Source organism: Acidovorax sp. 1608163, from assembly GCF_003669015.1.
Classification (GTDB): Bacteria; Pseudomonadota; Gammaproteobacteria; order Burkholderiales; family Burkholderiaceae_C; genus Acidovorax.
This window is the reverse complement of the sequence record NZ_CP033069.1, coordinates 958,929-978,565: the sequence shown is the minus strand read 5'-3', so window position 1 is coordinate 978,565 and position 19,637 is coordinate 958,929. Positions and strand designations below refer to the sequence as shown.

At 64.7% G+C, this 19,637-nt stretch carries 20 protein-coding genes; 12 read left to right on the top strand and 8 right to left on the bottom strand.

Annotated elements, in window-relative coordinates; all coding sequences use genetic code 11:
- The first annotated feature begins 92 nt into the window (after nt 1–92).
- A complete protein-coding gene (locus EAG14_RS04380; RefSeq protein ID WP_121728174.1) occupies nt 93–677 on the top strand; it encodes a YqiA/YcfP family alpha/beta fold hydrolase in 585 nt (194 codons plus the stop codon).
- An 18-nt stretch (nt 678–695) separates the two neighbouring features.
- Here the strand turns inward: EAG14_RS04380 and EAG14_RS04375 are convergent, their stop codons facing one another.
- Together EAG14_RS04375 and EAG14_RS23200 are read right to left on the bottom strand one after the other, a co-directional pair.
- The gene (locus EAG14_RS04375) at nt 696–1,994 is read right to left on the bottom strand and encodes a Wzy polymerase domain-containing protein (RefSeq protein WP_240456936.1); all 1,299 of its coding nucleotides are present in this window, start codon (nt 1,992–1,994) and stop codon (nt 696–698) included.
- The gene (locus EAG14_RS23200) at nt 1,955–2,311 is read right to left on the bottom strand and encodes a hypothetical protein (protein WP_240456935.1); all 357 of its coding nucleotides are present in this window, start codon (nt 2,309–2,311) and stop codon (nt 1,955–1,957) included. The genes EAG14_RS04375 and EAG14_RS23200 overlap by 40 nt, the downstream gene beginning before the upstream one ends.
- Before the next feature lie 327 nt (nt 2,312–2,638).
- Between EAG14_RS23200 and EAG14_RS04370 the strand changes: the two genes are divergently transcribed.
- The 4 genes from EAG14_RS04370 (at nt 2,639) to mtgA (ending at nt 7,449) form a co-directional block, all read left to right on the top strand.
- Nucleotides 2,639–4,720 (top strand): ribonuclease catalytic domain-containing protein, encoded by a 2,082-nt coding sequence (locus EAG14_RS04370; RefSeq protein ID WP_121728173.1) that lies wholly within the window; start codon nt 2,639–2,641, stop codon nt 4,718–4,720.
- Nucleotides 4,717–5,577 carry an energy transducer TonB gene (locus EAG14_RS04365; protein WP_099656482.1) on the top strand — a complete coding sequence of 287 codons (861 nt, stop codon included), beginning with the start codon at nt 4,717–4,719 and terminating at the stop codon, nt 5,575–5,577. Before EAG14_RS04370 ends, EAG14_RS04365 begins: the two co-directional genes overlap by 4 nt.
- Nucleotides 5,578–5,721: 144 nt before the next feature.
- Nucleotides 5,722–6,570 carry a shikimate dehydrogenase gene (gene aroE / locus EAG14_RS04360; protein WP_121728172.1) on the top strand — a complete coding sequence of 283 codons (849 nt, stop codon included), beginning with the start codon at nt 5,722–5,724 and terminating at the stop codon, nt 6,568–6,570.
- A 144-nt stretch (nt 6,571–6,714) separates the two neighbouring features.
- The gene (gene mtgA / locus EAG14_RS04355) at nt 6,715–7,449 is read left to right on the top strand and encodes a monofunctional biosynthetic peptidoglycan transglycosylase (protein WP_099656484.1); all 735 of its coding nucleotides are present in this window, start codon (nt 6,715–6,717) and stop codon (nt 7,447–7,449) included.
- A gap of 28 nt (nt 7,450–7,477) precedes the next feature.
- On the opposite strand, the gene EAG14_RS04350 is transcribed toward mtgA, so the two are convergent.
- On the bottom strand, nt 7,478–7,813 hold the full coding sequence (locus EAG14_RS04350; RefSeq protein ID WP_121728171.1) for a hypothetical protein: 336 nt from the start codon (nt 7,811–7,813) through the stop codon (nt 7,478–7,480).
- 26 nt (nt 7,814–7,839) lie between these two features.
- The gene (locus EAG14_RS04345; RefSeq protein ID WP_240456934.1) at nt 7,840–9,318 is read right to left on the bottom strand and encodes a cytochrome P450; all 1,479 of its coding nucleotides are present in this window, start codon (nt 9,316–9,318) and stop codon (nt 7,840–7,842) included.
- A gap of 235 nt (nt 9,319–9,553) precedes the next feature.
- On the opposite strand from EAG14_RS04345, the gene EAG14_RS04340 reads away from it, so the two are divergent.
- From EAG14_RS04340 to EAG14_RS04330, 3 genes are all read left to right on the top strand, one after another.
- Nucleotides 9,554–10,465 carry a helix-turn-helix domain-containing protein gene (locus tag EAG14_RS04340; protein WP_121728170.1) on the top strand — a complete coding sequence of 304 codons (912 nt, stop codon included), beginning with the start codon at nt 9,554–9,556 and terminating at the stop codon, nt 10,463–10,465.
- Nucleotides 10,466–10,631: 166 nt separating this feature from the next.
- Nucleotides 10,632–11,789: a M48 family metallopeptidase gene (locus EAG14_RS04335; RefSeq protein WP_162995908.1), complete on the top strand. Its 1,158-nt coding sequence runs from the start codon at nt 10,632–10,634 to the stop codon at nt 11,787–11,789.
- Nucleotides 11,764–12,902 (top strand): IS3 family transposase gene (locus EAG14_RS04330; protein ID WP_371414366.1). Its coding sequence is split into 2 segments (ribosomal slippage): nt 11,764–12,013 and nt 12,013–12,902, totalling 1,140 coding nucleotides; the frame shifts between segments, so codons are not numbered across the junction. Before EAG14_RS04335 ends, EAG14_RS04330 begins: the two co-directional genes overlap by 26 nt.
- 67 nt (nt 12,903–12,969) lie before the next feature.
- Here the strand turns inward: EAG14_RS04330 and EAG14_RS22650 are convergent.
- Nucleotides 12,970–13,359, bottom strand: a complete 390-nt coding sequence (locus tag EAG14_RS22650; RefSeq protein WP_162995907.1) for a hypothetical protein — start codon at nt 13,357–13,359, stop codon at nt 12,970–12,972.
- Nucleotides 13,360–13,467: 108 nt separating this feature from the next.
- On the opposite strand from EAG14_RS22650, the gene EAG14_RS04320 reads away from it, so the two are divergent.
- From EAG14_RS04320 to ruvC, 3 genes are read left to right on the top strand one after another with little or no spacing between them, the layout of a single operon-like run.
- Entirely contained in the window at nt 13,468–14,280 is an 813-nt protein-coding gene (locus tag EAG14_RS04320; protein WP_121728166.1) for a 1-acyl-sn-glycerol-3-phosphate acyltransferase, read from the top strand.
- A 4-nt stretch (nt 14,281–14,284) separates the two neighbouring features.
- Nucleotides 14,285–15,277 (top strand): phosphatidate cytidylyltransferase, encoded by a 993-nt coding sequence (locus EAG14_RS04315; protein WP_121728165.1) that lies wholly within the window; start codon nt 14,285–14,287, stop codon nt 15,275–15,277.
- Nucleotides 15,278–15,336: 59 nt separating this feature from the next.
- On the top strand, nt 15,337–15,885 hold the full coding sequence (ruvC, locus tag EAG14_RS04310) for a crossover junction endodeoxyribonuclease RuvC (protein WP_099656490.1): 549 nt from the start codon (nt 15,337–15,339) through the stop codon (nt 15,883–15,885).
- A gap of 108 nt (nt 15,886–15,993) precedes the next feature.
- On the opposite strand, the gene EAG14_RS04305 is transcribed toward ruvC, so the two are convergent.
- Nucleotides 15,994–16,542, bottom strand: coding sequence for a hypothetical protein (locus tag EAG14_RS04305; protein WP_121728164.1), 549 nt, complete (start codon nt 16,540–16,542; stop codon nt 15,994–15,996).
- 435 nt (nt 16,543–16,977) lie between these two features.
- Nucleotides 16,978–17,463: a CZB domain-containing protein gene (locus tag EAG14_RS04300; RefSeq protein WP_121728163.1), complete on the bottom strand. Its 486-nt coding sequence runs from the start codon at nt 17,461–17,463 to the stop codon at nt 16,978–16,980.
- A gap of 200 nt (nt 17,464–17,663) precedes the next feature.
- Here EAG14_RS04300 and EAG14_RS04295 point away from each other — a divergent pair, with 200 nt between their 5' ends.
- The gene (locus EAG14_RS04295) at nt 17,664–18,707 is read left to right on the top strand and encodes an LLM class flavin-dependent oxidoreductase (RefSeq protein ID WP_199173438.1); all 1,044 of its coding nucleotides are present in this window, start codon (nt 17,664–17,666) and stop codon (nt 18,705–18,707) included.
- A 22-nt stretch (nt 18,708–18,729) separates the two neighbouring features.
- Here the strand turns inward: EAG14_RS04295 and EAG14_RS04290 are convergent, their stop codons facing one another.
- The gene (locus EAG14_RS04290; RefSeq protein ID WP_121728162.1) at nt 18,730–19,479 is read right to left on the bottom strand and encodes an SDR family oxidoreductase; all 750 of its coding nucleotides are present in this window, start codon (nt 19,477–19,479) and stop codon (nt 18,730–18,732) included.
- Nucleotides 19,480–19,637 lie beyond the last annotated feature (158 nt).

The following is a 19,637-nucleotide window of genomic DNA, read 5'->3' as shown; positions in this document are numbered from 1 at the left end:
AGCGCACCTTGTGCCGAATATCTTATGCCTGAGCCACCCCGCAAAAAGCAGTGATTCCCCTGCCCCATGCCATCCGTCCCCTGCGTGCCTCCATGACCACCACCCACCTCCTGTACCTGCACGGCTTTCGTTCTTCACCCGCCTCGGCCAAGGCGCGCCAGATGGCGGCCCATGTGGCGCAGCACCATCCAGCGGTCACCTTTTGGTGCCCCCAGTTGCCGCCATCGCCCCAGGCAGCGATGGCGTTGGTGGTACAGGGCATTGCCCAATGGCCTCGGGAGGCGATGGGCGTGATCGGATCGTCACTGGGCGGGTTTTACGCCAGCTGGGTGGCCCAGCATGCGGGCTGCCTCAGTGTGATGCTGAACCCCGCCGTGGACCCGGCCCGCGACCTGGCGCGCTACATCGGCGAGCAGACCACCTGGCAAAACCCCGAGGAGCGGTTTTACTTTCTCCCGGAATACATTGCCGAGTTGCAAGCGCTGGACCTGCGCGGCCAACCCGCCCGGGCGCCCGAGCTGGCCATCATCGCCAAGGGCGACGAGGTGCTGGACTGGCGCGAAATGACAGCCCGCTACCCCCAGGCCGAGCTGTGCCTGCTGGAGGGCGGCGAGCATGCGCTGAGCGACTTTGAAGACCACCTGCCCCGCATCACCCGCTTTCTGGACCTGGCTTAGAGGGGACTCCGCGCTTGCTCAAGGAGAAGCGCTGGCCCCAGGCTCCCGCTCCTCTGTGATGTCTTCAGCGCCATCGGCGGCCGCCCGCGCGGATTCAGAGGCCAGCCAGCGCGCATGGTCTGCCGGGTAGGCGATGCGGTAGCGCTGCACATGGAAGGCCACCTCATCGTCGCGCCCCAGGGCCTGGGCACTGGCGATGAGCTTCTCGACCACCCGGGGTTCGGGCGAAAAATGCAGCAACGCCAGTGCTGCGGCATGCATCTGTGGGGCGTTGGCCGCCGTCAGCGCATGCGTGGTGAGCCAGGCAAAGCGCACCTGGTCCGGGAACAGGGTGCCCGAAGGCACGGGCACGGCGCGCACATCGCGCAGGGCTGCCGGGCGCTGGTCCGCCGGTTTGTAAAGCTGGCTCACGGTGCGGTACTGGTAGGCCGCCGTGGCCAGCAAGCCCACACCCAACAGGCAGGCCAACGCCCCGAGGCGCCACAGCCACCAACCTGGCCACCAACCCCTCCGCGCCCAGCCCCCACCGCAGCGCCCCAGCAACAACAGCAGCGCAAACACCGTCGCCACCTGGAAGGGGCCGTACCACAGCGGATATTCAAGCAAGCTGTGCGCACCCACCAGGGCCAGCAAGCCCCAGGCCAGTTGGCGCACGGGGTCGGTCTCGCGCCAGGGGCGCGCACGGGCCACCACCGTGGCGCCCCCCACGCACAGCAGCAGTGCGGTGGGCAGGCCCAGTTCCACGGCCAGGTGCAGGGGCAGGTTGTGGGCGTTGTCCAGCAGCATGCAAAAGCGCTCGTCCGGGAACAGCGTCACATAGTGGGCATAACCCATCTCGCCCCAGCCCCAGCCCGTCCAGGGCTTGAGCGAAATCAGGTGCAGCATGTTCGACCACAGCACCTGGCGGCTGGCGCACTGGCGCCCATCGCCTGCCAGGCGCGCAAACAGCCCCTCGCCCTGCACCCCGGTCAGGTGCAGCAGCACCTGGGGCAAGGCCCAGGCCGCCAGCACATACACCGCCAGGCCCAGCAGCGCCACGGGCAAGGCGCGCCTGGCGGGCGTGCCGCGCCACAGGCACAGCAAGACCACCATCACGCCCCACTGCAGCGCCCCGGTGCGCGACACCGTGGCCGCCGATGCCAAGGCCAGCAGCGGCAGCTGCGCCGCCAAAGACACCCCCAGCCAGCGCGCCCAGCCACGCCCGGTGCGGTGCCAGCGCGGGGCGGCCTGCGCGGTACGCACCCACAGCCACAGCAGCGCCCACACCCCCATGGCCATCAGCGTGGCCTGCTGGTTGCGCTGGCGCAGGTTGCCCACCGCCTGCCCCGGGCTGGAGGGGTGAATCCACGGCGAGCCCCAGGGCTCTGCCCCAGGTACTGCAGCAAGCCCACCACGCTCCCCACCACAGCCGCCAGCAGCAGGCCCCAGGCCAAAACCAGGGCGGCCTGCCGGTACAGGCGGCCGCCCTGCGCACGGGTCTGCACCTGGGCACCCCGCACCAGCGCCCCCACCGCCAGCACGCCGCCACAACCCCAGGCAAACACCAGTGGCCAGAAGTTGGGCGACGGCGGCGCCGTCACCGCAAACAAAAACGGCAGGGCCACGGCCAGCACGGCAAACACGCCCAAAGGCATTGCAAAAGCAGGGAACGGCATCGGCAAGGGTTCGCGAAATCGGCGGGGAACGCGCTAAAGCCGCGCAGAAAAACGCGCGGGAGATGGGGCCAGGGGCCGAAAAGACGGGGTGAAGGGTGGGGATGATAGTGGCGATCCGCACAATCCCTGCCAAATAGGCCTCTAGCGCTTTTTAGATAAGCGCAAGCAGCTATCAAATAAATAGCAAAAACCCAAAAACCGACCAAGATGAGGTGACACGGTGGGCGCCCACCGCCGCGCGGCCAAAAAACAACCTTGCAGCCAACGGTAACCAGAGCACCTGATCGCCCATGGGAGAATCCCCGGATGCATGCACTGTTTGAAGAAGCCGGCAAATTCATGGCCGGACGTATCCTGTCCGAGGCGGAAAGCTCCGCCCAAGTCGAGCTCGATTCGGGCAAGCGGGTCAAGGTCAAGGCCGCCAACATCCTTTTGCGATTTGAAAAACCCGCGCCGTCCGAGCTGATCGCCCAGGCGCAAGCCGTGGCCGAGAGCATTGAGCTGGACTTGGCCTGGGAATTCGCGCCCGAGGACGACTTTGGCTTTGCCGACCTGGCGCGCGACTATTTTTCCGAGAACGCCACCCTGGTCCAGCAGGCAGGCGCGCTGTTCCGCTTGTACGACGCGCCCCACTACTTCCGCCGTGCGGGCAAGGGCCGGTTCAAGAAGGCCTCGGCCGAGATCCTGCAGCAGGCATTGGCTGCCATCGAGAAGAAAAAAGCCCTCCTGGCGCAAATCGACGAGTGGGCCGCGGCCCTGGGCCGGGGCGAATGCCCACAGCCCATCCGCGAGCAGCTCTACAAAATCCTGTTCAAGCCCGACAAGAACGCGCCCGAGTACAAGGCCGTGGTCGAAGCCAGCCGCGCCACGCACACCGCACCGCTCGATCTGCTGCAAAAGGCTGGCGCTATCGACTCCGCCTACCAGTTCCACTGGAAGCGCTTTTTGTTCGAGAACTTCCCCAAGGGCACGGGCTTTCCGGCCGTCACGGCACCGGCCATTGCCGACGAACTGCCGCTGTCCACCGCGCAGGCGTATTCCATCGACGACTCGCAGACCACCGAAATCGACGATGCGCTGTCGGTACAAGGCCTGGGCACCGGCACCGTGGTGCTGGGCATCCACATCGCTGCGCCCGGCCTGGCCATCCAGCCGGGCAGCGCCATCGACCAGTTGGGCCGTGCGCGCCTGTCCACGGTGTACATGCCGGGCTACAAGATCACCATGCTGCCCGACGACGTGGTGCAGACCTACACGCTGGACGAAGGCCGCGCGAACCCGGCCGTGTCGCTGTACGTCACCATCGACGAGGCCACGCTGGAGTTCAAGGGCTCTGAGACCAAGCTCGAGCGCGTGCACGTGGCCGCCAACCTGCGCCACGACCAGCTCGACAGCGTGGTGACCGAAGAATGGCTCAGTAACCCAGCGTTTGAGCACCAAAACGACCCGCAGCGCTTGTCTGACCTGCGCCCGCAGCTATCCTTTTTGCACCGACTGGCCAAAGAGCTCAAGGCCCGTCGCGAAGTGGTACGCGGCAAGCCCGAGAACTTCAACCGGCCGGACTACAACTTCCGTCTGGTGGGCAACAACGGCGCCGAGCCCACGGGCCACGAGCAAGTGCAAATCAGCGTGCGCCAGCGCGGCGCGCCGCTCGACCTGATCGTGGCCGAGGCCATGATCGTGGCCAACAGCACCTGGGGCAGTTGGATGGCCGAGCTGGGTGTGCCCGGCATCTACCGCAGCCAGGCCAGCATGGCGCCGGGCGTGAAGGTGCGCATGGGCACCAAAGCGCTGCCGCACGCGGGCATTGGCGTCAAAGCCTATTCGTGGGCCACGTCGCCCCTGCGCCGCTACACCGACCTGGTCAACCAGTGGCAAATCATTGCCTGCGCGCGCCACGGCGCCACGGCCGCGCTGGCAGCGCCGTTCAAGCCCAAGGATGCGGACCTGTTCTCCATCATCAGCAGCTTTGACGGCGCCTACAGCGCCTACAACGGCTACCAGGCAGGCATGGAACGCTTCTGGACGCTCAAATACGTCGAGCAAAACGGCATCACCGAGCTGAACGCCACCGTCTTCAAGGAAGGCCCCGGCGGCAGCTTTTTGGTGCGGGCTGACGACATTCCGCTGGTCTTCCCCGTGCTGGGTGCGCAAAACCTGCCGCGCGGCGCGCGCCTCAAAGTCAAGCTGGGCGAGGTGGACGAAATCACGCTGGACCTGCACGGCACCGTGCTCGAGCGGCTGGACGACCCCGCCGATGCCAGCGATGATGCGCCCCTGGAAGACGACGGCGACGACGAAGCCGTGGCTGGCCCCATCGCCATTGCCGTGGACGTCAATGAGGCCGACACCCCCACCAACGCCAACGCTGACCACCCAACGCCGTGAACCTCCGCTCGCTCTTTCGCTCCTTCAGCACGCTGCAGATTGCACTGGGCGTGTCGGTGGCCGTGCACGCGGCCCTCATCTCAGTGCGCTTCATCGACCCCGAGGGCTTCAACCGCGTGTTCCAGGACACGCCGCTGGAAGTCATCCTGGTCAACGCCAAGTCCAACGAACGGCCCGAAAAAGCCCAGGCCATCGCCCAGTCCAACCTGGCGGGCGGCGGTGAAGCGGCCCAGGGCCGGGCCACCAGCCCCCTGCCCTACTCGGCCCTGACGGCGGTGGGCGACGACTTTGAAGAGATGCAGCGCAAGATGGACGCGATGCAAGAGCAGCAAACCCAGCTGCTCACGCAACTGCGCAAGCAGCTGGCCACCATGCCCGAGCCCGACCCACGCAAACAAAGCGACAGCGGCGAGCAGATGTCGCAAGAGGAAAAGCGCCGCCAGCTCGTCAAGCTGCTGGCCGAGATTGAAAAGCGCATCAACGAAGAAAACTCGCGCCCCAAAAAGCGCTACATCAGCCCCGCCACGCGCGAAGAGGCCTACGCGATCTACTACGACGCGCTGCGCCGCAAGGTGGAAGACAAGGGCACCGAGAACTTCCCCGAACAGGGCGGCAAAAAGCTCTACGGCGAGCTGATCATGATCGTCACCGTCAACCACGACGGGCGCGTGCTCTCCACCGAAGTGGTGCAAGGCTCTGGCAAGGGCGCCCTGGACCGCCGGGCCGAAGCCATCGCCCGTTCGGCAGCCCCGTTTGGCCACTTCACCCCCGAAATGCGTGCCAAGGCCGACCAGGTGGCCATGGTCGCCCGCTTCAAGTTCACCCGCGACCAGACGCTGGAAACGAGTGTGAGGTAGCCCCCTGAGTCGCCTGCGGCGCCTTCCCCTCAGGGGGACGCCGCCAGCGGCTTGGCCAAGCCAGTTTCGCGGCGGCCCTGGACTGAGAGGCAGAGAAACCCTCAGCCTCTGCCCCGCCCCCAGCATGCAGCCCTTGTTGTTCCCATGACCACTTCGCCGCTCCCCGCCGACCTGTACTGCGTGATGGGCAACCCCGTCGCCCACAGCCGCTCGCCCGCCATCCACGCCCGCTTTGCCGAGCTGACGGGCCAAGCCATCCACTACGAGCGCTGCCTGGTGCCGCTGGACGGCTTCGCGCAATTCGTGCGCAACTTCGCCGCCCAGGGTGGGCGCGGCTGCAACGTCACCGTGCCGTTCAAGTTTGAAGCCCCCCAACTCGCCGCCGTGTGCAGCGAACGCGTGCACCTGGCAGGCGCGGCCAACACGCTGAGCTTTCAGGCCGACGGCAGCGTCCATGCAGACAACACCGACGGCCTGGGCCTGGTGGCCGACATCACCCGCAACGCCGGTGTGCCCCTGCAAGGTGCCCGCGTGTTGCTGGTGGGCGCGGGTGGCGCCGCCGCAGGCGTGCTGGGCCCCCTGCTGCACGCTGGGGCACGCCACATCACCATTGCCAACCGCACCGTGGCCAAGGCCGAGGCGCTGGTGGCATCGCATGGCGCACTGGCATTGCTACAAAAAGCAGAGCTGCTAGCGATTACACCACAAGCGGTAGAGGGTGATTTTGATGTCATCATTAACGCCACGGCCAGCAGCCTGAGCGGTGAAGCAGTGCCTGTGGCCGCCAGCGTGCTGCGCCCTGGCAGCCTGGCCTACGACATGATGTACGGCCCTGCCGCACAAGGCTTCATGGACTGGGCCAGCGCCCACGGCGCCACGGCACGCGACGGCCTGGGCATGCTGGTAGAGCAAGCCGCCGAGGCCTTTGCCATTTGGCGCGGGGTGCGCCCGCCCGCCGCCCAGGTGCTGGAAGAAATGCGCCAGACCGCCTGAGCCATGAATCGCCATGAACTTGCATGAACTGGATAGACCGTTCGGGCTGAGCCTGCCCGAGCCTTGCGCGGCGCGTCGACCAGCTCAGCGTGAACGGTTCAAGGAGAGCCATCAGCAGCGCCCCACTTTTGGAGCCATGCAACCATGAAGGCACTGGCCCGCTGGCTGGGCCTGGTGCTGATCGCACTGGTGGCCCTGCAACTGTTCTTTGTGCTGCGCATTGCGGCCATGGCGGTGGTCAACCCCGAGTCCACCACCTTCGAGCGGTCTGAAGCCTGGACGCTGCTGAGCAGCAAAGGCAGCATCCCCTGGCGCCAGCAGTGGGTGCCCTACGCCAAAATTTCCGACCACCTCAAGCGCGCCGTCATTGCCTCGGAAGACGACGGCTTTGTGAACCACGAAGGCGTGGACTGGACCGCCATCGAAAAAGCCTGGGAACGCAACGCCAAGGCCGAAGCCCAAGTGGCCAAAGCCCAAAACCGCACCCCCGACCGCCCCGTGCGCGCCCCCAAAATCCGTGGCGGCTCCACCATCACCCAGCAGTTGGCCAAAAACCTGCTGCTGTCGGGCGAGCGCACCCTGCTGCGCAAAGGCCAGGAGTTTGTGCTGACCCTGCTGCTGGAGCAGCTGCTGAGCAAAGAGCGCATCCTGGAGATCTACCTGAACAACGTGGAATGGGGCGAAGGCGTGTTCGGCGCTGAGGCCGCCGCGCAGCACTACTTTCGCAAAAACGCTGCCCAGCTCACCCCCACCGACGCCGCCCGCCTGGCCGTGATGCTGCCCGCGCCCAAGCGGTTTGAGAAAACGCCCGGCTCGGCCTACCTGGCAGGGCGCACGCGGACGATTCTGGGGCGGATGGGGAGTGCGGAGCTGCCGTAGAACCTTGTCCGAGGTAGCCCTGCATCGCTCAGCCCACCACCCCAGGCCGAGGTTTCAGGCCATGATAGAAAGCCCACGCCGCGCCCACATAGACGCACGGATAGGCGGCCACCCAGCCCAGTACCGCCAAAAAGGCAGACAAGGGCTCGTCTGAGGCCCACCCCGCCTGCACCAGCACAAAGCCGAGCCTGAGGGTGCAGCCCAACAAAGCCAGGTAGGCAACGCCGCAGGCCATCACCCAACAGCCGCGCCGCTGTGGGCAAAAGTGGAGTTCCGCCCGCCAAAGCTGTTTGGGGATTTGGTACAGCTTCTGCAAGGCAAGCACCAAGACCAGCGGGAAGATCAACGCGGGCAATACCAACATAAGCCGTGTCTATGCGCCACCCAAGATCAGCCCCTGCGCTCTAGCCAGACAAACACCCGCTCCTCAGGCCGCAGCGTCACGTTCAAGCGGGGCGCGCAAGCCGGTGCGGCATCAGGCCAGCGCACCGTGTACCGCTGCAGCAGCATGGCCGCCAGCAGCGTCATCTCCAGCATCGCAAAGTGCTGGCCAATGCACACGCGCGGCCCCAGGCCGAAAGGGATCCACGCGCCCTTGGGGACGGGCGGTGCACCGTCCAGAAAGCGCTCGGGCTGGAACTGCTCGGGCTGCGCAAACCAGCGCGCATCGCGGTGCAGCACCCAAGGGGTGATGCGCAGCAGGGCGCCCTGCGGCACGGCCACTCCGCCCAGGGTGATGGGGGCGGTGGTGCGGCGGTTCATCAGCGCAGCAATGGGCGGGTACAGACGCAAGGCCTCCTTGAGAGTGGCGCCCAGCCAAGGTAATTGGGCCAGGTGCTCTGGGCCGGGCACACCGCCTTGCAGCACCGCGTCCACCTCGGCCCGCGCGCGCTCAGCGGCTTCGGGGTGCTGGGCCATCAGCGTCGTCCACCACAGCAAGGTGGTGGCACTGGTCTCGTGCCCAGCCTGGAAGGTGACCAGGCACTGGTCCAGAACCTCCTGGGGCGACAGGGTTTCGCCCGTGCTTTCGTCGCGCAGCGCCAGCAGCATGTGCAGCAAGTCGCTGCGCTCGGGCTTACCCGAGGCCCCGTCGGCCACAGGGGCTTCGCTCTGGCGGGCGTCAATGTGCCGCTGCACCAGCCCCTTCAGCGCCCGCAGGGCCCGGCGCTTGTCGGCTTTGCCCGGCAGAGGCAGCCAGTCGGGCAGTGTGAAGGGCATGAACATTTCCCGGAAGGCCGCCTCCGACAGCGTCTGCGTGGCCCAGGCGGCATCGCGTGCATCGGCCTGGGCCGACTCGCTGAACAGCGTGCGCAAGATCACGTCCATGGCCACATCCGTCCACAGCGCGTCCACCGGCACCAGCGCGCGCCCCTGGCCCGCTGGCACGGCAGCGTCGAGTGCACGGCGGGCGGCATCGGTCATGAGCTGCGCGTAGCCGGCCACGCGCTTGGGGGTGAAGGCGGGCATGAGCATGCGGCGCTGGCGCTGCCAGGTGGCACCCTCGGTCACCAGCACGCTTTGGCCAAACACCTGTTCAAACACCTCAATGCCCCGCTCCCATCGGATCAGCTGGTCGGCATGGGTGATGAGCGCCTCGCGCACCAGATCGGGGTGCATCAGGTCCCACGCGTCCTCGTAGCCCAGGCGCATGCGGGTCAGGTCGCCGTGCTGCTGGTGCAGGCGCGTGACAAAGCCCAGGTAGTCGGCACGCATGTCACGCAGCAGGGGCAGGCCCCACCAGGGGCTGCGCGGGCCACTGAGCTGCAAGGGGCGAGGAACATCGGCTGGGTCGGCCACCGCCGCCATGGCAGCGGTGGCAGAGTTCAGCCCGGTCTGGACGGAGGGGGATGCGTGTACGGAGGTGTTCATGCCCCGCATGGTGTGTCACCCGGTGCTGCGCGTATTGAACGAATACGACACCTGAGGCCAGGGATCCTCTGCACGAATCGCGCTGGCCAAGTGTGCGCTGCGGATCGGGACGGGCTGCAAAGCGCAGCCATCGCCATCGCTATGCGAGTATTTGCAACACCGCAGACCGCCCGAGACCCCAGATGCAAACGACGCGGTGATTTGTGCAGAGGGTTCCTGGGTACACTCCGCGGCCATGGCCACCTTGGCACCTTTATCTGCAGACCACCCGCCCGGGTTGATCCCTTCAGGCCAACTCTGGCTGCCCAGGGCCTCGCTCACCTCTTGCCTGCGCGCCGCCATGGTGCGCAGCACCATGGGGTATGAGCTCACCGACGCGCAGCGGCTCAACCACTTCCCGGCCTCGCCCCTGTGCAGCCTGAGCTGGTGGTTTGAGGGTCAAGGCGAGACGCTGGTCCCGCGCAACCCAGGCACGGCGGCCACACTGGACTGCGAGCGCGCTCCGTTGCCCGGCCGCTGGGTGCTCAGTGGCCCACAGACGGCGCCCAGCACAAGCTGGTGCCCTGACCCCACCGAAGGCATGATGGTGTTGCTGCTGCCCGATGCCCTGCACCAGCTGACAGGGCTGGAGCCCGAAGCCCTGACCAACCGCTTTGTCGATGCCCAGGCCGCATTGCCGCCTGACTGGCACCCCCTGCTGGAAGCCGTGCAATCACAGCCCGACAGCGCCAGCCGCCTGGCTTGCCTGGAAGACTTTTTGGAGCCCCGCTGGCAGGCTTGCAGACCCACCACCCTGCACAGTGCACACCGCTACACCGACTGGGCCAACCACCTGGCCCAACGCGCGGCACTGTCCGCCCCCGGCCGCAGCCTGCGCCAGCTAGAGCGGCGCATCAAGCGCTGGGCTGGGCTGCCCCTGCGGGAGCTGCGCGGCATGGGCAAGTCAGAGCAGGCCTTTTTTGATGCGCTGACCGCCCATGTCGACCAAGGCAGCGTGTCATGGGCCGAGGTAGCAGCTGGGGCAGGCTATGCCGACCAGTCGCACCTGTGCCGTGTCACGCGCCGCATCACCGGCTTTACGCCGCAGGCGCTGTATGACGGCATCCTGCGTGAAGAGGCGTTCTGGGCGTACCGCATCTGGGGGTAAGCACCGCCCGAGCCGTGCGGAACGCCCCAAAATCCACAGTTTCACAGCGCCCAATCTGCTCACGATCTGTGAAAGCGCCGAGCCGCCCAGTCGCAGCGGTCTGCTCCAATCCTCACCAGTCAGCACAGCCCATTCGGCATGCCCACCGGCACCCCTCAGAAACGCTATGCAGTTTTCAATATTTCAAAAATTCAGACTTTTGGTTTTGTGCATTTTTGTAGAGAGCATTTACTACATCTTGGCACTAGTTCCTGCTGCGGTGATCACCTGGCTTTGCGCCGTCTTTTACTCGCCCAAGCCAGCGCCACTGGCGGGAGCAACGCTGTTCTTGGTCGTGCTGTGGGCCAATCGGCCAGACCCCATTGATGACCGCGATGCCATCGCCGTAGCACCAGGGAGTGTGCTTCACCGCTGGGTCACTGAGCTTTCGAAGACAGTGGGCCAATGCAAGATCCACCACATCGTTTTGACCGAAGAATTGAACGCATCGGCCTATGTATCACCCGGCTTTTTGGGGTTCGGGGCACGGAAAACGCTGCGCATAGGGCTGCCACTGCTGCAGTACCTGAGCAGCGACGAAGTCAAGTCCGTTGTGGCCCATGAACTGGGGCACTTCTCTCGTCAGCACAACCGGGTGGGCCAATGGATTTACCGGGTCCGATACAAGTGGAGCATTTTTCTGCTGAGCCGCAGATCAGAACAGGACGGATTTATTCAGTCGCTGCAAAAGCTCGCAGCCCGAAGGTTCATTCCTGCTTTCCTGCGCCAGTCCTCAGCATGGTCGCACCAATGCGAATACGAAGCCGACGACTGCGCCAAACGCGCCGGCCTGGCCAAGTGCTTGATCGATGCTCTGGTGAAGATGGAACTGCACGAGCACATCCAGCACCATGCAATGCAAAAAGATTGGGTGCAATGGAAGCTGCAGTCCGACACTCCACCCCAAAACATTCTTGAGATGATTCTCACGAAGGTGCAGTTTTATGCAGAGGAGTCCTTTGCATCCACGCTGACAACCGCCAAAACACGCCCACTGAGCCTGTACGACACCCACCCGCGCCTCCAGCAGCGGGCCGACCACCTCTGCGTCGCGATAGAGCCACCGCAGTGGAATAGCGTCTGCGCTGGCGTAGAAGCCTTCCCGGATAGCTGGGCGTCCATCTTTCGCGACTACCAAACGTCATGGATCAATAAACACCAGCATTCGTGGTGCTTCGATCACTACCGCATGCGCTGGCTGGACTTCACCCGGTTCAATAGACACCTATCAAGGTCGAAATTGAACTGGAGAGTGAGAAATGAAGAGAGTGCGATACCCGGCTGAGTTCAAGGCAGAAGCCGTCAAACAGGTGACCGAGCGTGGTCATGGGGTAGTGGATGTAGCCAAGCGATTGGGCATGTCGGACAAAAGCCTGTACCTGTGGGTGCGGCTTGCCAAAGAGCAATCGAGCGCAGGGGGGGCAGAGACAAGCCAGCTCAAGGCCGAGGTATCCCGGCTCAAAGCGGAGCTCAAAAGGGCCAATGAGGAGCGCGACATCCTAAAAAAGGCCGCAACGTACTTTGCCAAGCTGTCCGGGTGAAGTACGCATTCATGGCCGAACATAAAGGCCAGTTCCGGCTCAGCAGCATGTGCCGCGTTCTGCGCGTACAGCGCAGTGGCTATTACGCTTGGAAGGCCAATCCAAAGTCCAAACGCGCCTTAGCCGACGATGTCTTGCTGGCAAGCATTCGGCAATCCTTTGACGACAGCCACGGGATTTATGGAAGCCCACGCATCCTGCGGGACTTGCGAGAGGACGGTATGGCGTGCGGTCAAAAACGTGTAGCACGCCTGATGCGCCAGGCCCAACTGCGCTCAGTGCGTGGTTACAAGCGGCCACGCTACCGAGTCGGTCTTCCTGCGACTGCCGCACCGAACCGGTTGCAACGTGAGTTCACGGTCACGCTACCGAACCAAGTGTGGGTCACCGACATTACCTATATCCGAACCCATGAGGGCTGGTTGTACCTAACGGCCGTAATTGACCTGTACTCGCGCATGGTGGTCGGCTGGGCGATGAACTCCAGCATGGCTACAGAGTTGGTGTTGGATGCGCTCACGATGGCAGTGTGGCGCAGGCGCCCAACGGGTCCAGTGATGATCCATTCCGACCAAGGAAGTCAGTTTGGCAGTGACGACTTCGCCCGCTGGTGCAAGGACAACCAATTGGTGCCAAGCATGAGCCGACGTGGAAACTGTTGGGACAACGCGGTAGCAGAGTCCTTCTTCAGCAGCTTGAAGAAGGAGAGAATCAAACGCCATATCTATGCCACCAGGCAAGACGCCAAGTCAGATGTGTTTGACTACATCGAAGGTTTTTACAATCGAATCCGTCGGCACAGTCACCTAGACCAACTGAGTCCGCTGGCATTCGAACAACTTCGAAACGGAAGTTGAAATATGTCTACGAAACCGGGTGAAGTCCAACGAGCCACTAGAACCACTTTGTGCCACGGCGCGTACCCTATTTCGCGACGCGATCAGCGAGAACCCGCACATAGATGGATGCTGGGTAGGGAGCCTCCCATCGAAACAGATTGATGGGTTCCAGTTCAAGATCAATCTGGTCATATTTCGCATGGATGGCTCCGTTGAGTTCACCCCGCACAGCACGGAAGATCACATGAGGGCGCACATGGCCCATCTGCTGGAAACGGTGATCAAACCTGATGAATTGGTCTACGTGAAAGCGGTGTTTTACACCGAGCCAATGAACCCTAAACTCTTGCAAAACATCAATAGGTACCCTGGCGTCTGCATCACGCAACCCCAGGGGCCTGTAAACCACAACCTGGTCAGAATCGACGTGCTTTGAATAGCCCGCTGAGCCGGTTGCGACAGCAAGCAGAAGCATCGGTTGATTTGGCACAGAACAAGTGAGATGCCAGGAAGATCCCTGGCAATGCGAACTGCCCACAGCCATCGCCGCGTCGCTGGCCTGCACCCCCGTATCATCCCCGCCATGCTTGCCAAGTTAATGAGTTTCCTTTTGCTGGGCGTGGTGCGTTTCCTCACCGGGTCCCAGGCGCGTTGGTACGGGTGCCCGCCCAAGGCGGAGCAGCGCATCTACTTTGCCAACCACCAAAGCCATGCCGACATGGTGCTGATCTGGGCGGCGCTGCCGGAGGAGTTGCGCAGCATTACCCGCCCGATTGCGGCCAAGGACTATTGGACCAAGACGCCGTTCAAGCAGTGGATCACCACGGCGGTGTTCAACGCGGTGTATGTGGACCGGCAAGCCAGCCCGGCACGCACGCCCGGCGCAGCCGCCGCGTCTTCAGCCGCCCCTGCGGCCCCCGCTGTGGCCGATGCCGCGCAGGCCACTGCAGCGTTGGCCGTGCCACCGGCCAGCACCGAGGCAGAGACAGCCGCCGCTGGCGGCCCCGACCCGGCGCCCGATGCGCCGCCCCGTGAGCCAAGCCCCGAGGAATTGCGCGCCGCGCTGCCCGAGGGCGACCCGCTCGCCCCGCTGGTGCGCGCGCTGGAGAGTGGGGATTCGATCGTGATCTTCCCGGAAGGCACGCGCGGTCATGGCGATGAGCCCCAGCCGTTCAAGTCCGGCCTGTTCAAGCTGGCGCAGATGTTCCCGAACGTGGTGCTGGTGCCTGCATGGATCAACAACGTGCAGCGGGTGATGCCCAAGGGCGAGGTAGTGCCTGTGCCCATCCTGTGCTCGGTGACGTTTGGCGCACCGATTGCGCTGGAGTCTGGCGAAGAGCGCCGCCCGTTTCTCGACCGCGCCCGCCGCGCGGTGATGGCCCTGCGCGAGGTGTGACCCAATGAATAGTTTTTTGCGCAACCTCACCCCCTCGCAGCAGATCGGTGCCTTGTTCATCGTCATGTTTGGCGTGCTCTCGCTGGCCACTCTGTGGGGCTTTGCCAGAACGCTGCGCGAGCACGCCAGTGACGACCCGTTGGCCGATGCGCGCATGCAGGAAGCCAAGCGCTTCTGGGGCCTGATCAAAACCTCGTGGATGATGGCAACGGTGTTCTGGATTGGCTGGGCGCTGGGCGATACGGTGGCCACGGTGCTGTTTGCCATCGTGGGGTTCTTCGCGCTGCGCGAGTTCATCACGCTCTCGCCCACGCGGCGTGGCGACCACCGCAGCCTGGTGCTGGCGTTCTTTGTGGTGCTACCGCTGCAGTTCACCATTGTGGGCAGCAAGATGTTTGACCTGTTCACGGTGTTCATCCCGGTGTACGTGTTTTTGGCGCTGCCAGTGGTGAGCGCGCTGGCCAACGACCCTGAGCGTTTTCTGGAGCGCAACGCCAAGCTGCAGTGGGGCATCATGGTCTGCGTGTATGGCATGAGCCATGTGCCAGCGCTGCTGCTTTTGGACTTTCCTGGCTACCGCGAAAAGGGTGCCTTCCTCGTTTTCTTCCTGGTGTTTGTGGTGCAAACCTGCATGCTGGTGCAGCATCTGCTGGGTCGGCGCTTTCCGCACAAGCCGGTGGCGCCACAGGTAAGCCAGAGCTTTCAGTGGGCGAGCTGGCTGGCCGGTGTGGCCGCTGGCGGGCTGGCGGGCGGGCTGCTGTCGTTCATCACGCCATTTAAGCCTGGGCAGGCGCTGGGCATGGCGCTGCTGGCGTGCTTTGCTGGCAGCCTGGGGCATTTGGTGATGAAGGCGCTCAAACGCGACCGGGGCGTGACCAGTTGGGGCATGCAGGGCATGTCGGTCACCGGCGCGGGGGGGCTGCTGGACCGGGTGGACTCGCTGTGCTTTGCCGCCCCCGTGTTCTTCCACTCGGCACGCTGGTACTTCGGGCTTTAAACAAAATTGGCCTCTAGCGCTTATTGAATAAGCGCTAGCAGCTACAAATTCAATAGCAAATGCGCATCTTAGGGATTGACCCCGGCCTGCAGACCACCGGCTTTGGCGTGGTGGACATGGATGGCCACAAGCTCAGCTATGTGGCCAGCGGCACCATCCGCACCACCACCTTGGCGCTGGGCGACTTGCCTGGGCGGCTCAAGATTCTGTTTGACGGCATTACCGAGGTGGCCGCCCGCTACGAGCCCGATGTGGCCTCGGTCGAAATCGTGTTCGTCAACGTCAACCCACAGTCCACCCTGCTGCTCGGCCAGGCGCGGGGCGCGGCCATCACGGCCCTGGTGGCCAGCAACTTGCCCGTGGCCGAATACACCGCGCTGCAGATGAAAAAAGCCGTGGTGGGCCATGGCCGCGCGGCCAAAAGCCAGGTGCAGGAGATGGTGCGGCGTCTGCTGAGCCTGCCCGGCCTGCCCGGCACCGACGCGGCCGACGGCCTGGGCATGGCCATCACCCACGCCCACGCAGGCGCCGCCATGGGCCGCCTGGGCGAAGCCGCTACGCTGAACCGGCGCCAGCACGCGATGTACAAGGGCGGGCGGAGTTACTAAGGCTCCGCTCAAACGTTGGCCCGACTGGGCCGTGATGACACCGACAGAGGCCGCAATGCGCGTCGGCAGCCAACAGCCCGGGCCGCCGCAAACCACGGCGACCCAATGTCAGGCAGAGGGCCGGGCGTTCATCCACGCCCACGCAAACACAAGGGCCAGCAGCAGAGACAGCCCGCACCCCACCGAGCCCGCCACCACGTAAAAGCTGCGCTGTGACAGCAGGGCTGCACTGGCCCCCAATGCAGACAGGGCCACACAAACAAGAGCAAAGCCCAACATCACCTTGCGCGCAGCTACGACCTGGGCATCGGTGGGTTTTGGAGTGCTGACAGGCGCTAGAGTAGCGCCCGCATGGGCCGACAACGCGATGCGCTGAACCGACCGAAAGTGCCAGGCAATCAGCGCAAACAAAAGCAAAACCGGCGGCAAAAGCAGCCACCCGTTGTCTGCCAGCTTGCCCAGCACCAGCAACATAAAGCTCACCACAAGCAGCCACACCGTCAGGGTCGAGGCTTTGCGGATATGGGCTTCCAGCACCGCTTTTTGGGAGCCATCCACTATGGCTTTTCCACCAGGCATGCCAAGGTGCCGAAACAAGTAGGCACCCCCATCGGCGGGGTTGAAATCGATGCCGAATACTTTTTGCAGAAGAGTCATGGGGTTCACAGGGAGTGGATTGGCACCGACCACTGAGCGCCGGCTCAGAGTTTGCGGCACGCAGCAGGAGGTGCTGCTGGCAGGCCGCGGTCAGCGCGGGGCGCGCCGTGAAGATGGCTCCGAGCGCACCGACCAACCGAAGCAAGTGCGCCGAAATATAGCCATACGGCACCCTGTTTCCGGGGAGCCGTGTGTCTGCAAATGTAAGAACCCGTTCAAAGAGCGTTTGACCCCGCCTGCAATGGCTTGCGCGAGGATGCGGCGCGAGGGTTTCAGAACCCGTTGAGCGCATCGGCCCCTGCAACGCTACAGGGTTCCATTGCTAAATAAGCCCTAGCGCCCACCAATGAAGCGCAGGCAGCTATCAATAAATGAGCAAAAAACAGCAACCTGCCGGGCTACCGCCCAGCCCTGGCAGGCAATGCCCCTGGCGGTTCAGCGTCCCAGGCCGCGCTTGAGTTCTTTGAGCAGCAACAGCACCTGGTTGGATGCATGGCGGCAACTGGTGTTGAACAAGTGCTGCGCCTTGGTCCCGTCGCCAGCCTGGGCCAGGTCGATCGCAGCGGCGGCTTGCTGGTGAAAGTACTGGTGGCGGGCCACCAGCATGTCAAACGCCGGGTAGTGGCCCAGCCGCAGACGCCCGGTGCCGCCCAGCCAGCGTCCCAGATCGCAGCGGTCGGCCTGGCAGGTGGGGTCAATCTGCGGGACTTCGGGGGAGCGGCCGTGCACCAGGTCGTCCAGTTGCATGCGCCAGGCCTCATGGCTGGTGATGGCGGCGTCCAGGTCCAGCTCGGTCATCAGGGTGGCGGCGTACTCGGGGTCCAGCACCAGCTCGCTGCCGTTGTCCTCCAAGGCCCAGGTGGTCTCTGCACTGTCTGGGTCTTGCTCGCGGATTTTGAAAAAACGGCTGAAAAAGCCCATGCTTTGCCTTGGTTGATGAACGGGAGAGAGGTACACCGCGAATGGCAAATACACCTCCGTGAAACATTTTGTATCGCAACCTGTGTTTTGGCTATCAAAAAAATGCACTCCCGTTCGCCCCGTGCCGCAGCAACCCCGCTGCGGACAGCGGCTAGCGCCCGCGCCCAGCAGCCACGCTGGCAGCAGCAGACAATGAAGGCATGACCACTGCACTTGCCCCCACTCTGCGCCGCCCCGCCCTTTCGATGCTTGATCTGGTCGCCGTGCGCGAAGGCGGCACGGTGGCAGAGGCCCTGAAGATTGCGCTGCGCACCGCCCAGCATGCCGAGACGCTGGGCTTTACCCGCTACTGGCTGGCAGAGCACCACAACATGGCGGGCATTGCCAGCTCGGCCACGGCCGTGCTGGTGGGGCACATTGCGGGGGGCACCTCGCGCATCCGCGTGGGTTCGGGCGGGGTGATGCTGCCCAACCACGCCCCCTTGGTGGTGGCCGAGGCCTTTGGCACGCTGGCCGAGCTGTACCCCGGCCGCATCGACCTGGGCCTGGGCCGCGCCCCTGGCACCGACCCCACCACCATGCGCGCCCTGCGCCGCAGCCGGGTAGAGACGGCCGACGACTTTCCGCAAGACGTGGCCGAACTGCAGCGCCTGCTGGGCCCGGCCGAACCCGGCCAGCGGCTGGTGGCCACGCCCGGGGCGGGCACCAATGTGCCCATCTGGCTGCTGGGCTCCAGCCTGTTCTCTGCCCAGCTGGCGGCCGAGCGGGGTTTGCCGTATGCCTTTGCATCGCACTTTGCGCCGCGCTTTTTGCACCAGGCGATTGACCTGTACCGCAACCTGTACCGCCCGTCGGCCGCCTGGCCCAAGCCCCATGTGGCGATTGGCGTGCCGTTGATTGCGGCCCCCACCGACGACGAGGCCGAGTACCTGGCCAGCAGCACCTACCAGCGCGTGCTGGGCATCCTGACGGGTAGCCGCATCAGCCTGCAGCCCCCCATCGAGGGATTTGCGGCCAGGCTGCAGCCGCAAGAGCGTGCGGCGATTGGCGACTTTCTGGCGGCCGCCGTGATCGGCGGGCCCGACACCGTGCGCGAGGGCTTGGCCCGGCTGGTGCAGGACACAGGGGCCGACGAGCTGATCCTGGTGTGCGATGTGTACGACCCGGCACTGCGCTTGCGTTCGCTGGACATTGCCGCGCAGGCACTCGCCGATATGGCGAGCGAGCCCACCGCACTGGCCTGAGCCTAGGGGCCCTCTGCACGCATCACCGCGCCAGATAGCCGCCATCGACGGGGTAATACGCCCCTGTAACGAACGAGGCTTTGTCCGACGCCAGCCAGGTCACCAACTCGGCCACCTCCTCGGGCTGGCCCAGCCTGCCGATGGGGTGCGAGGCCACGAGCATGGCCTGCACGGCGGCGTTGGCCTCCAGCCCGCTGATCATGGGGGTGTGGATAAAGGCCGGGCCCACGGCATTGATGCGCACGCCCTGGGCGCTGTACTCCAGCGCGGCGGCCTGGGTCAAGCCCACCACCCCGTGCTTGGCGGCCGTGTAGGCCGGTGCCGTGGCAAACCCCACAGCACCCAGAATGGACGCCATGTTGACGATGGCGCCGCCCCCGCTCTGCAGCATGGCCGCGATCTGGTACTTCATGCCGTAGAACACGCCCGAGAGGTTGATGTTGATGACTTGCGCCCAGCCGTCCAGGGGGTAGTCGGCCGTGAGGGCCTGCGGGCCGCCAATACCGGCGTTGTTGCAGGCCAGGTCCAGCCGCCCATAGTGCGCCACGGTGCGCTGCACCAGGGCTTCGCTGTCAGCGGCGCTGCCCACATCGGCGGCCACAAACAGCGCATCGCCCCCTTGGGCGCGCACCAGCGCCGCAGTCTCCTCGCCCGCAGCGGTGTTCACATCGGACACCACCACCTTGGCGCCCTCGCGCGCCCACTGCAGTGCAATGGCGCGGCCAATGCCTGAAGAAGCCCCGGTCACAAGTCCCACTTTGGTTTTGAGCATGCTTCACTCCCTGGTGTTTGACTGACATGGCCTGCCGCCCCGTGCCGCAGGCGCAGAGGCATTGTGCGACCATCAGAAAAGATATCAATAAACGCTGGGGCCCTGGGCCGCCCTTGGTTCACACCAAGCGGCTACCATCGTGGGCGGCGCAGCACCCT